The following is a 14,064-nucleotide window of genomic DNA, read 5'->3' as shown; positions in this document are numbered from 1 at the left end:
AATTATAGATGGAAAAGATTGTTTACAAGAATCACATTTTAACTGCAGTTTGTATCTTCTTCCTGCTCTTTCCTGCCTCTACAGAAGGGAAAATACAATACAACAATATACGGTTCAAACAGTTAAGTATTACCGAGGGACTGGCACACAGTACAGTCAACGCCATATCGCAGGACAGTAAAGGGTTTATGTGGTTCGGAACCAGGAACGGCCTATGCAGATACGATGGGTATAATATAACCAAGTTTGTTCATGAAGAGGGTGATTCTTCCTCTATAAGCCATGATTTTATCACCAGATTATACAATGATCGTTATCGGAATACCCTCTGGATTTCCACAGAGCAGGGAATATGTAAATACAATCCGCAAAATGAAAAATTTACATGCTACCATATTGAAGGAAACAGCAGGAATAACGTTTTATTCCTAAATACTTCCACTAATAAATTTCTGGCCGGATGCAGCAATGGTATCTTTCAATATGATGAAAAAAACAACCTGTTCATCCCGTTTATATTATGTGATAATAGAGGCGAGAATATCCGCGGACTGGTAGAAGACTCAAATGGTATTTTATGGATAAATACCAATAAAGAATTAAAACGTTATAATCTTAAAAAAGAACAATTCGAACCCTTATCATCAATTATCAGGCCATTTCTCAAAAAATGCATCAATCTGGTTATGTTACCGAATAACCAGTTGTTATTCGCAACAACCCAAGAGGTTTTCATTTACAATATCAATAATAACTCCTTATATACCCTTACTTCAACTGAGGAAATCAGGCAGTTCAGATGTGCAACTACCGATTGTTTAAATAATATCTGGGTAGGCTCCGAAAACGGTATTTTTGTTTATGACCAGACTTTCCGGCTAATCGCTAATTACAAGCAGTCTGAGAGCGATCTAAGCAATCTGAACGACTCTCCTATTTATAGCCTTTTCGAAGATTCGAACAATAATATGTGGGTCGGGACCTATTTCGGGGGAGTAAATTATTTTGTATATAACTCAGACCAATTCCGGATTTACCCTTACGGCAACTCTTCCAATCATCTTAGCGGAAAAGCGGTGCGTCAGATTATCAATGCTCCTGACAACGGCCTTTATATAGCTACCGAAGATGGCGGACTAAACTATTTGAACGGCAACCGGGAGATTACACGATCGGAGCAAATTCAAAAACAAATGGATATAAAAAACCGGAATATCCATTCTTTATTGATAGACAGCCACCAGAACCTATGGATTGGCCTGTTTCTCAGGGGAATGAAATACCATATACCTAAAGAACATAAAACTCTTTCATTCAATCGTGGCATCGGAGAAAATTCATCCGGATTCTGTATTGTTGAAGATCAAACCGGTAAAATATGGTATGGAGGCCCTTCCGGGTTGTTTACACTGACAAAGCAGCACGGCGAATTCCGGCTAAAAAAAATATCCTCCCTCCCTGTCTTCTGCATGCTCAATCTGAATGATAGCATTTTATGGACCGGAAGCCGGATAAACGGAGTCCATCAAATAAATAAATATACTGAGAAAGAAACACCGATTCCGCAATTTTCGTATGATAAGCTATACGTGACTTTCCTTTATATGGATTCGAAAGAAAGCATTTGGATGGGCACTAATAATGACGGGCTGTTTGTTCTGAATAAGAAAGGTGAAAAATTAAGGAGCTATTCCAAAAAAGAATTAGGTTCGAATGCCATAAAAGGTATCATAGAAGACGACCAGAACAGTATATGGCTAGGAACGGATAACGGCTTATGTAACATTCAACCTAAAAGCGGACAGATCAACATATATACTATAGCCGATGGATTACCGACCAATCAGTTCAATTACTCTTCCGTCTGCAAAACGCCTGACGGCGAATTATTTTTCGGGACAATAAACGGGATGATCTCATTCTATCCCGATCAGGTACACCCCGTAGAACCGCACTTCAATATTGCCCTGACCGAAATATGGAGTAACAACAATTTCCTGTCTCCAAGCAATCCTGATGCACTATTACCAGCTTCTATCTCCGAAAGTGACGCGATAATACTTACGCATAAACAGGCGCAATCTATACGCATCGAATATTCCGGGCTTAATTATCAATATAAAGATAAAACACAATATGCCATGATACTGGAAGGCATTGATAAAGAATGGCAACTAGTCGGGAACCAGCATCAGGTGAGGTTTTCGAATCTCCCTTCCGGCAATTATACATTAAGGATCAAAGCCAGCAGCGATGGCATCAATTGGGATGAAAAGGGGCAGAAAACATTGGCGATAGAAGTACTTCCTCCATGGTGGCTTTCTCCGTGGGCATATCTGATATATGCGGCATTGGTCCTGTGTATTATTTATTTGGGTTATAAATATACCAAAGCCCGCTTGATCCTTCTTATGAGATTGAAAACAGAACACGAACAAAGGGTGAATATGGAGGAAATGAACCGATCGAAGATTAATTTCTTTACTTATGTCTCACATGATCTGAAAACTCCGTTGACACTGATCTTATCGCCTCTCCAGCGACTTATTGAACAAGGACAAATCAGTAACAATCACCGTGAAAAACTGGAAGTGATCTATCATAATGCCAACAGGATGCACTACCTCATCGACGAACTACTCACTTTCAGCAAGATAGAAATGAACCAAATGGAGATAAATGTCAGAAAAGGGAATATCATGCGTTTTCTGGACGAATTATCCCATATCTTCGATATAATCTCCAAAGACAAGGAAATTGATTTCATCGTTAGCCTCGAGGAAACAGATGAAGAGGTTTGGTTCTCTCCCTCCAAACTGGAACGCATTATATACAATCTGTTATCCAATGCCTTTAAATACACTCAGCCGGGCGATTACGTAAAGCTTAGCGCCAAATTAATAAAAAAAGAATCGGAAACCTTTGTCGAAATTTTAGTGAAAGATAGCGGAAGAGGAATTCCAAAGGAGGCACAGGACAAAATCTTCGATAGCTATTATCAGGTAGAGAAAAAAGATCACAGAAAGGGTTTCGGGGTGGGATTGTCTCTTACAAAATCGCTTATCCAGATGCATAAAGGAAATATCAGGGTAGAGAGTGAACTCGGTAAGGGTTCGGAATTCGTTGTCAACCTGAATGTTTCAGAATCGGCATATAGCCTTTCGGAAAGATCGATGGAGAATATCACGTCTGAAGAAATCCGTAAATATAATTTGCACATGAAAGAAACCATCGAGCTGATTCCGGATCAACTGATATCCGTGAAACAAGATGGCGCAACTGTCAGAGAAAGCATCCTTATTGTAGAAGACAATAAAGAAATAAATGATTATCTGACCGAAATATTCAGCAAAGATTATGAGGTACTCAGGGCTTACGATGGCGCCGAAGCGATGAAGCTGTTAAAAAAGCAATTGCCTGACCTGATCATCACCGATGTTATGATGCCGACAGTGGATGGTCTGGAACTGACTGAACATATCAAGCAGGATCTAAATACCAGCCATATTCCGGTAATTCTGCTGACGGCAAAGACAGATGAGGCAGACCATACTCAGGGATATATGAAAGGGGCCGATGCGTATATTACAAAACCTTTCAATGCGCATAATCTGGAATTGTTGGTTCAGAATATACGAACTAACAGGAAACGCAATATTGAATATTTCAAGCGGATTGAAAAACTGAACATCACGCAAATTACGAATAGTCCGCGTGATGGCGTTTTTATGAAAGAACTGGTAGACCTGATAATGGCTAATATCCAAGATGAAGACTTTGGAGTTACAGAAATTATCAATCATATGAAAATAAGCCGGAGTTTATTGCATACAAAACTTAAATCGTTGACCGGATGCTCCATAACTCAATTTATGAGGACTATCAGGATGAAAGAAGCCCGGATTCATTTGCAGAATGGCATGAATGTTTCGGAAGCGTCCTATGCTGTGGGAATGACCGACCCCAATTATTTTACCAAATGCTTTAAAAAAGAGTTTAATGTGACGCCGACAGAATTTATCAAACATTTAAAATAAAAAGCAAAAGGACATCGCGTATAGATGTCCTTTTACTTTACTATTAAGCAATTTATTAAAGTTGTATTCTTATTATTTCACAACAGTAAAATCAATATCCGGGATTCTGCTGTACTCCATCGTTACGGGTAATTTCCGCAAAAGGAACCGGAAAATACTTTTTCCTTTCGGCCATAACGCCTTGCTTTTGCACATCGGCTGCGGGTAGAGACGGGATGAAAGTATCTTTCATATAATCATACATCGATGTATTTTCATCATACTTCATACGGATGAGGTCGAACCAGCGTTTCTGTTCCCCTGCAAATTCCAGACCTCGTTCCATAAATACCAGCCAGCGGAATTCCTGTTTAGTCAACGTACGCCCGATGTTATCTGCTTTATCCAACCCTATATATTTAGGATAATTACGTTGAGTTCCATTTGCTTTACGTGCGCGTTCACGCACCATATCTATAGCTTTGCACGCATCGGTATATTCTCCCAGCTCGTTCAATGCTTCTGCCTTTATCAGGTACATATCAGACAAACGCAAGCGCGGCATATCGTTTTCATTTGTACGGTTGTTTATACCTTGCGGGTCGATGAATTTACGGATATATCCCCAGTTTTCCTGTGTATTTCCTCCGGCAGCAGGATATGATGTCACAATATTACCCAATACCCCTGTATTATTATTCTTTTGCTGAAAACGACGCCAGAATGAAGTTTCAATCCGGTAGTCTTTAGATACTAATTTACCTTCGTCAACCGATGCATCAACAAGCGGATCGCTATACCCCAGATTACCCTGATCATCCTGGAAATATCTGATGAACCATTTTTGTACCCTGTGTACTCCCGCACCTTTCCCATAAGGGTTTCCTGAAAGAAGTTTCCCTCCGACCTCGACTCCATTAGGATTAAATAAGTGTGCTATATTAGATCCTAATGATACGTCAGCAGCAGCTTCTTTATCACGGAAGAAAGGAACAAAAAAGACATGCTCTTTTTGTGCCAGGGACTCTTGTTCAACATCCCACAGGCTCCGGTAATCGCTTACAAGTTCATACTGATCGGATTCAATAACTATTTGTGCTTCATTGGCTGCATCTCTCCATTTTCCCAAAGTCAGGTATATTTCTGCCAGAAATGCATGGGCTGCTCCATTGGTTACACGTCCGACTGTATAGCCGGAATCTAAACGTTTAGGAAGGCGCGGCGTGTCATCGTCGTTCATTCCCGCTGCGTATTTGAAATCATTTATAATCGATTCGTAAACCTTATCGGCAGGAGACTGCGGGATATAGGCATTATCGATCCCGGTCACCGGTTGGGTAACAACAGGAATCCCGTTGACTCCACCAAACATGCGCATCAAATCGTAATGATAGAGTGCTCTCAGAAAATGTGCTTCTGCTATAATGCGGTTCTTATCATTTTGATTCTTAAACTCTATAGAAGGAACTTTTGCTATCACTTCATTCGCATTTTTAATGCCATCGTAAAGTGTTCCCCAAAAATTTACGACCGGGGCAGAACCGGAACTATGCGTATTGTTGGAAGCAGTAGCCGGCACTGCGGTTCCTGTGGAAAACATCGCATCTTCGAAAGTAGGGAGGATGAGAGGCCAGTTCGTTTTGTGATAAGCGAACTGATATAATGTGGAATATACTCCATTTATAGCCATCAAAGCGTGATCTTCAGTTTTGAAGAAACCGTCTTCTTTATCTATACGGTCTACCATATCTACGTCCAGACAGCTCGGAAAAGCAAGTATCGCTATCAGTAAGGATAATATATATTTCTTCATATTTTCAATATTTCATTGTTAAAAGGCAAAATTTACACCAAAAGAATAAGTCCGACTGGAAGGATAAGCAGCATAATCGACATTTGGCGACATTGCCCCTGAGGTTATACTCACTTCCGGATCATAACCGCTATAATTGGTGATTGTAAATACATTGGTAGCGGTTCCGAATACACGTATATTGCGTAGCCATTGCAGTTTTTTCACATTAAACTGATAGGCAAGAGTCAGATTTTTTAAGCGGAAATATGAACCGTCTTCCAGCAGGAAAGTAGAAAAACGCTTGTTGAAATAAGAACTGCCCTGCGAACCGTTTACCGCCGGATAGAAATTGCTTGTACCTTCGCCTTGCCATCTGCCATTCCATGCCTCGGCACGGATATTGTCGCTACTGTCTGTGTAGGAATCAAGAAAATAACGGTTCAGATTGGCAATATCACCCCCTGCGCGGCCAGTGAAGATCATGGATAAAGACAGTCCCTTCCATGCTAATTCGGAAGTAATGCCGTAGTTGAACTTTGGTTCCGCATTTCCAATAATCGTCATATCATCGGAAGTTATTTTTCCGTCAGGCAGACCATCAGGACCGCTAATATCTTTGAATCGTAAAGATCCGGGAGTAGCCTGAGGAGTATCGAACGGGGCTAATTCTGCCTCCGCTTCATTCTGATAAACACCGTCTACTACATAGCCATAGAAACTACCTACCGGATAACCCGCCTTGGTAATATGTATACTTTGACTGAATACTCCGCCTCCTGCCAAATAAGAAGTTCCTAACAATTCATTCCCACCTACTTCATCCACTTTATTGCGGTTCAGATATATGTTTCCTCCGAGTGTCCATTTTACGGGGCCGGTCAGGATATCGGCGCTTACCTCCAATTCAAAACCTTTGTTTGTCATTTGTCCCATATTATATGGTATAGAACCATATCCGGAAGACAAAGGCAGGCCGAAGTTCATCAACATATCTTTAGTAACGCGTTTATAGGCATCCACGGTGATCCTGAACCTGTTGTCTACAAAACCAAAGTCTATTCCACCATTATAAGTGGTCGTATTTTCCCAACCTAAATCGGGGTTTTCAAGTTTCCCGTTTACCATTCCATGATTTACCGCACCTCCCGAATATGAGCGGACATGGTCCATGATCGCCAGAGGAGCTGCATATGCAATACTTTGATTACCTGTAACACCATAACTCAGGCGGAATTTAATATTAGAAATTGGCTCTATATCTTTCAGGAAACTTTCCTGATTGACGCGCCAGGCAGCCGCAAAGGAGGGGAAAAAGCTCCACTGATTTCCGCTTGCCAACAGGGAAGAACCGTCGTAGCGCCCAGTGGCAGTAAATATATAGCGGTCATACAATGTATAATTCACACGTCCCAAGAAAGAAGAAAGTTTGCTCTGGATCACAGAACTGGATTTGTCCATAGTATTGGTTCCTTCCCCTATAGCATGGTATAGCAAGTCATTGCTGGCAAAATCGCCTACCTGAATTCCCAAAGTATTTCTTTTGCGGTTCTCATGGGTATATCCCGCAACAGCATTTATATGGTGTTTTTGTTGGAACTTGCGATCATAATTAACAGTAGTTTCCATTACAATATTCTGTCGATCGTCCTGCCCCCTGAAAGCCAGGCCGTGGGCACTGTTTCCGGCATTGGTACCTATCGGATAATAGGTTGAGCGCGCGCCGTCTGTACGGTTAAAACTCCCTGCAGCCTTAGCGGAAAGCCCATTGCCTAGATTATAGTTTAAAGATGCGTTCAAAATGAAGAAGTTTTGTTTCAGGATGTCCTTTAGTTCAGTAGCCATTATATAAGGGTTGTCGACAGCAACATATTCTACATTCTCATCTTCATAAACAACATCACCGGGCATTAATGTCGGTTTTGTAGTAAGAATACGCCGTACCATCTGGTTCATACTGGCTGACTGAGAATGCGACGTTTGTTTCTGATCTGTTTGAGAGTAGCTTGTATTCACCTGCAACACCAAACGTTTGGCAAGTTCAGATTTCAGATTGAGACGGAAAGAATAACGTTCCAGTCCGGTATTCATTATAATCCCCTCCTGATTGGTATAGCCGGCCGTAATATTATACTGGGTTGTATTACTGCCTCCATTGACCACCAACTGATGATCGTGAGTTAATGCAGTTTCGTACATTAAATCCTGCCAATCGGTTGAATATGTCCTGTATCTTTCCAGCATATCATCAGTATGTCTGGGAACTTTTGTGCCCGGAATAACATTTCCCTGCATATCATATCCTTCAAAAGTCCTATCCAGTTCATTTTCATAAAGGCCATATTCATATGCGTTCAACAGGTTGTAGCGCTTGGCAACAGAGGAAATATCGAGACGTACATTATAGCTTATATTAATTTTCCCTGTTTTCCCCTGTTTAGTGGTAATAAGAATGACTCCATTTGTAGCACGTGAACCATAAATGGCTGTTGCTGAAGCGTCTTTCAAAATCTGGATTGATTCAATATCATTTGGGTTGATAGCAGCCAACGGGTTCATCGCCGGTTGCTGGCTCAATTCGGAGGTACTGCCGTTCACACTTGCTGTAGCAGCTTCGATAGGGAAACCGTCAACTACATATAGCGGAGCCGTGTTACCCGATAATGTCGAAGTTCCGCGGATCTGAATGTTCATACCTGCACCGGGAGCGCCGCTATTGGACGAAATATTGACCCCGGACACGCGCCCCTGTAAAAACTGGTCGACGCTTGTTATAGGTAGAATTTCCGCCTCATCTTTCATACTGATCGCACTTACCGACCCGGAGAGATCCGATTTACGAACAGTACCATAACCAATAACGACAACTTCGTTCAGGTCGCGGGCACTTTCTACCATTGTGATTACCATCTTTTCATTCAACAGTACCGGGACAGCTACATTAGTAAATCCGATATATGATACTTGCAGAACAGCTTTTGAATTTTTTACTTCCAACGTGAAATTCCCATCCAGGTCTGTAATGGTCCCGTTAGTTGTTCCTCTAACTTGAACCGTAGCTCCGATAATAGGTATGTTCCCTTCATCAACGACCACACCTGTTATTTTATGAGATTGTGCTGATGCGGCCGATACATACCCTATTAAACAGATCAACAAGGCCAAATACCTACCTATCAATCTAAATCGATTCTTTTGTTTCATAATATTATATTCATTGATTATTAATCTCTATTTTGATAACGCCTGTAATATCGGATAATCATTTCCCATTTTCCAAACCGCAGTGAAATTCCAACCTGTGAACAAAGAAGTGTTTTTCATCTCGTTTGCCGACAGGTTCTTATAGCCGGAAGCGCCTCCTGAGAGGAATGAATCACTACTGTTGCTCTGAAGTTTGGATTCCTCATTCAATGCATAGCAGCTCGTCATCGTTATCTGAGAAAGCTTGCCATCAGTGCGATGGAACAATCCGTTATATTGGGAAATACCGCTCGCGGTCTGCATAGTTCCTGTATTATGGCAATTTTCGATAGTCATATTTCCTCCTGCAGCCAGGGTGCATGTGGCAAGAATACCTGCTGCATTACTATTACCATTCGTAACCGTGCCCGTACTCTTAATCGTGCCTGTGTTATAGCAATCCCTGATCGTTCCCCCATTAGTTCCGCCCATACGGCCGATAATACCTCCAGCCGAACCTGCTGCGGTAATAGACCCGGTATTGTAAGATAGCGATATTTCAGTATCGGTAGTTGAACGGCCGACAATGCCGCCGACCTGGTTATTAGCCTGGCTTCCGGAAACATTTCCATTATTTATACAACCGGTTACTTTGACCAACTCTGCACCTACTGTCCCGGCCATGGAGCCGACAACACCTCCTAATGGCGATTTACTGTTGCAAATGACATTGCCATTGTTAATACAATATGAGATGAAGGGGGCATTATTCGAATCACGCATCACCATTCCCACAACTCCCGCAACACAACCGGCTGAACCTTCGATCGTCGCTGTATTGGAACAAAAAGAAACTTCTCCTTTCTCGGAAAGATATCCGACTACTCCTCCAAGGTGAACTTCGGCTTCGGCAGTTGCTGCTGTATTAAGACGCCCGGTACTGCCTGTAGTATGGCAGGATATAACTTTACCTAAACAGTTCCCTGCTACAGCGCCGACTTTTGCTTTTCCCGTGATAACCGGATTCTCAATACTTACATTACGTACAATACCTTCTGCCCCGATAGAAGCGAATAAACCGCAATTAGTATTAGCACCCTTGTTGAATGTCCAGTTCTTAATCTTATATTGTCCGGAAGAACGTTTTGTGTCAGTGTCTACTATATTACCTTTACCCGCATCATATACTCCGGTAAAATTGCCTGCATAGACATTTGCTGCCAAGTCGGCACTAATAGGGGAAAAATCCACGCCTGCCAAGTCGATATCCGCCGTCTGTTTGTAATGTTTATCAAGATACTTACTAACATTCTTCAAGTGCCGGGGTTTTGTAATAATATATTCAGAACCCTTTTCTCCATTTCCGCTGGTCTCGTCGAATAAGTTGTGTACTTCCATTATTTCGCTTCCCATCTGGGATATTGATCCTCCCCCTACATCTGCATAAGAGAATAATTGCACGGAAACCATTCCTACATATCCGTTCCAGTCGATGAGGCTGAGATCATAAGATGTAGTTCCTGAAGGGATGCCTATTGTATTTTCACCCAGGCTTGTTGTATATTTCAATTTATAGCCGTCCACGCCGGTTATTTCACCCCATGAAAGCAGGAATGCATCATTATCTTCGAGAGCAATGGCAGGTGCTTCTAACTTTTCAACCTGTACAATTGGAATACTTAAAGTTTTATCGGCAGCTGTAAAAACAAGTTTAGCCTTGCGTAATGTATTTGTCCCATTACTTTCGGTAGTAACTTTTAGGGTTGTTTTGCCTTTTCCCGTTGCAGGAGTTACAGAACCCCATGTAGCCGGAGCATTAGTGGCTTCATCTATTATTTCCGCCGTCCACTCTACGGCATTAGTTTGCAATTCAATATTTTTCTCACTTCCTCCTATGTTATATTGCAGGTCCGGAACATCCGTAGCAAGGGTGATTTCACTGGCTTTTTGCTCTATCGTTACTTTCTTTTGAACCTGAGTCTCATTGATGATGAAAGTTAATGTAGTCGTACGGGCTTCGTTCCACGGATTTTCGGAAAATGACAGGGATATCTGAGAATACATGAAGCCCTCTGTATCTGAAAGGCTACACCATGCCTGAGAACTGGATAGCGCCCATTTCTCATCGGATTTCACTTTCAATATATGGCCGCCTTCTGTTCCTTGCACAACGATTGCCGATTGGCTCAGTTCATCAAGATTCAGATAAGTCGCAGCCATTTCCGCGTTCGGCTCGGGATATACTATATCTTCTTGCTGACATCCCATAAAACATGCAGCAGCGAGTATTGTAATAACTAGTTTGTGATACTTATTTTTCATATATTATAAATTAAAGATTGTGATAGTTTTTATTTTAGATATTCTTCTACAGGAGTATACCATTTGCCGATTTTGAATTCAATTTCACTTTCGACTCCGATATGTTTTGCCATTTTAGTGTAATTACCGACCATTTGTCTCAGAATGTCCGGTTCTTTTTCTGCAAGGTCCTTCATTTCAGTAGGATCGTTTTTCAGATTGTATAATCTCCAATCAGGCTCTTTGTATTCCTGTACGATCTTCCAGTCACCTTCACGGAGCATTTTGTTGCCTTCATGCTCGACGATAACCGGTTTGAGTTGATTTACTTGCTGCCCTTTTAATAGAGGCAATAATGATTCACCTTCCATCGGTGGGACTTTATGTCCGTCTCGTGAAGCAGGGTAAACAGCACGGGTTAGTTCGACCAGCGTAGGCATTATATCGATAACATGACCGTAACTATCTTTCCGGATGGTATTGTTCAAACTTTTATCGATTCCCTTCGGATAGGAAATAATATACGGAGTATTACAACCACCCTCATGTCCGTGATGTTTATAGAGGAAAAAAGGTGTATTGGCGACATCCGCCCAGGCAGCGCCAAGAAAAACGGTACTATTCACTGCACCTGGCTTTTTGCCTGCAAAACGACCTTCTATACCCGGTTCTCCATTCCCTCCATTATCGGAGAGCAGAATGATCAATGTATTTTCTAATACGCCTTTCTTCTTCAGGTGGTTAACCACATCCCCGATACTTCGGTCTACTTCTTCTATTACAGCTGCATAAATGGCCATCTGTAAATCATAGCGTTCTTTTTCTTCCAGTGTCAAAGATTCCCAGTCAGGGACTTTTGGGTTACGTGGTGTTAGTTGGTCAGGTCGCTCAAACAATCCCATTTCCAATTGTTTTCTGAAGCGTACATTGCGTATTTCTTCCCAACCTTTCATATATTTCCCTTTATATTTATCAATAGTTTTTTGTGGAGCTTGTAATGGGAAGTGCGCGCCATTGTGCGCCATATACCAAAAGAAAGGTTGTTTCTTATCGATCGCTTCATCTATGAACTCCAGTCCGAATTTAGTCCATAAATGCGTAGAATACCACTTTGGGGGAAGGCGTGGATCATCGAAAGCCACCCTTTCATCATTCAGGAATAAAGTATTTCCGTTAGCCTTTTTGGGGTTCTTAACGTCCGTAGAGAAGTAAAAACCGCCGAAAGGTGCATTTAATGAACGGTCGAAACCACGTTTTATCGGCGTTACTCCCTGATAATGCCCCAGATGCCATTTACCTGTCATTACATTAAAATATCCGGCAGATTTCAGTACTTCGGGTATAAACACATTTTCTTCGTTAGGATGCCCCTGATATGCACTATAGCCCGGAATCTTGCCCAGGGCACCATTCCCGACCTGATGTGGATATAATCCTGTCATCAATGAAGCCCGGGTAGGTGCGCTGCGAGCCTGATTATAGAAATGACGTAACCGAATTCCATTTTCAGCCAGCCTATCGATATTAGGAGTTTCAATTTCGGAACCATAGCATCCAAAATCCGAGTAACCGACATCATCCAATAGAATCAGTACGATATTTGGCTTATCTGTTGTTTGCTGCGCGTATGTAGTGGCCAGCGGAGAGACCGCTCCCCCCAATGCTAAAGGTAGAATTATGTTTTTCCTCATAATAATCTGATAAAATAATTAATTGGTTCTAGGAGTAATAATATTTAATTGGTCAACAGATATATCATATATCCCTCTCTCGGGGTTCTTTTTCATAATAAGAGGGACAATGCGTGTTTTACGGGGTTGAACTACACTGTCGGAATTATGTACATGGTACACATAATAATAGCGGTCATTCAGGCCCTTGAACAGATCACCATGTCCTGAGCCGTTTTCGTTGACAATGCTTCGATGAATAATAGGATTGCCTGCATATTTCTCCCATGGCCCGTAAGGAGATCTGGATGTTGCATAGCCAACTGCATAGTCTATATTTTTGAAATGATTCGCAGAATAAAACAGATAATAGACTCCATCCATTTTAACAACAGTAGGTCCCTCCATCACAGGGGCCGATTTATAATTAGGAGTCGCTTCCCAAGGCTCGGTATTGTCAAAGCATTTTTTTAGCGTTTCGGCTTTGATACGTCCATTTGGCAAATCGAATTCAGCTACCCACAGATAATTACCTTTATTGAAGCGCACGTGGTAGAGATAATATTTTCCATCAGAATCTTTAAACAGAAACGAATCTATATTTTTTGCACTCTCATCGATCGGACGAACTTCTTCCTGTTGGAAAGGGCCGTATATCGAATTCGAAGATGCCAATGCCGTGTGTTCACTTGCGGTATATGTCATATAATATTTACTGCCCTCCTTAAATACCTGAGGTGCCCAAAAACCTCTCTCTCCAAACGCAGAGGCGCCTTCGCGTAAAACCAACTGAAGTGTATCTCCGTTAGCGGTTTTCCACTCCTTCAGATCGGTTGATTCCAACATCGAAAAACCCTGAGGAATCCCATTTCGTGTACCTGTAAGGTAATATCTGTTATTTTCGACAAATATAGTCGGGTCGGCAAACGCTATTTCATTCTGTTGTATAGATATTTTGTTTTCTTTTGTTGTATTGCAACTCACACACACCAGAATGATAAATACAAGTAATAGTTCTATAGATGCTTTCATGTTTTTATTGTTTAATTATATATTTCCATAAGTGTTTTTTATATTCAATATCTTAGTGGGGAAATCGGTC

General features: G+C 41.5%; 6 protein-coding genes. 1 reads left to right on the top strand and 5 read right to left on the bottom strand.

Annotation, left to right across the window (positions count from 1 at the left end; translation table 11 throughout):
- Positions 1-8 precede the first annotated feature (8 nt).
- The gene (locus ACYQ3L_RS06620; RefSeq protein WP_379994318.1) at positions 9-4,037 is read left to right on the top strand and encodes a hybrid sensor histidine kinase/response regulator transcription factor; all 4,029 of its coding nucleotides are present in this window, start codon (positions 9-11) and stop codon (positions 4,035-4,037) included.
- A gap of 91 nt (positions 4,038-4,128) precedes the next feature.
- Here ACYQ3L_RS06620 and ACYQ3L_RS06615 read toward each other — a convergent pair whose 3' ends face one another.
- Genes ACYQ3L_RS06615 through ACYQ3L_RS06595 form a run of 5 tightly spaced genes read right to left on the bottom strand, consistent with a single transcriptional unit; the run spans position 4,129 to position 13,994 of the window.
- Positions 4,129-5,829 carry a RagB/SusD family nutrient uptake outer membrane protein gene (locus ACYQ3L_RS06615; protein ID WP_379994319.1) on the bottom strand — a complete coding sequence of 567 codons (1,701 nt, stop codon included), beginning with the start codon at positions 5,827-5,829 and terminating at the stop codon, positions 4,129-4,131.
- Positions 5,830-5,847: 18 nt separating this feature from the next.
- Entirely contained in the window at positions 5,848-9,012 is a 3,165-nt protein-coding gene (locus ACYQ3L_RS06610; protein WP_379994320.1) for a SusC/RagA family TonB-linked outer membrane protein, read from the bottom strand.
- 27 nt (positions 9,013-9,039) lie between these two features.
- Positions 9,040-11,313 (bottom strand): BACON domain-containing protein, encoded by a 2,274-nt coding sequence (locus ACYQ3L_RS06605; protein WP_379994321.1) that lies wholly within the window; start codon positions 11,311-11,313, stop codon positions 9,040-9,042.
- A 29-nt stretch (positions 11,314-11,342) separates the two neighbouring features.
- A complete protein-coding gene (locus ACYQ3L_RS06600; RefSeq protein ID WP_379994322.1) occupies positions 11,343-12,983 on the bottom strand; it encodes an arylsulfatase in 1,641 nt (546 codons plus the stop codon).
- Positions 12,984-13,001: 18 nt separating this feature from the next.
- Entirely contained in the window at positions 13,002-13,994 is a 993-nt protein-coding gene (locus tag ACYQ3L_RS06595; protein ID WP_379994323.1) for a glycoside hydrolase family 43 protein, read from the bottom strand.
- Between the last annotated feature and the right edge of the window lie 70 nt (positions 13,995-14,064).

It is taken from the genome of Dysgonomonas termitidis, from assembly GCF_054657735.1.
Note: the sequence above shows the minus strand (reverse complement) of the source record. Positions and strands in the feature narration are given on the sequence as shown.

Excerpts from the sequence above, each read along its gene's own strand:
- ACYQ3L_RS06620 (WP_379994318.1), top strand. The coding sequence starts at position 9 with ATGGAAAAGATTGTTTACAAGAATCACATTTTAACTGCAGTTTGTATC.
- ACYQ3L_RS06615 (WP_379994319.1), bottom strand. The coding sequence starts at position 5,829 with ATGAAGAAATATATATTATCCTTACTGATAGCGATACTTGCTTTTCCG.
- ACYQ3L_RS06610 (WP_379994320.1), bottom strand. The coding sequence starts at position 9,012 with ATGAAACAAAAGAATCGATTTAGATTGATAGGTAGGTATTTGGCCTTG.
- ACYQ3L_RS06605 (WP_379994321.1), bottom strand. The coding sequence starts at position 11,313 with ATGAAAAATAAGTATCACAAACTAGTTATTACAATACTCGCTGCTGCA.
- ACYQ3L_RS06600 (WP_379994322.1), bottom strand. The coding sequence starts at position 12,983 with ATGAGGAAAAACATAATTCTACCTTTAGCATTGGGGGGAGCGGTCTCT.
- ACYQ3L_RS06595 (WP_379994323.1), bottom strand. The coding sequence starts at position 13,994 with ATGAAAGCATCTATAGAACTATTACTTGTATTTATCATTCTGGTGTGT.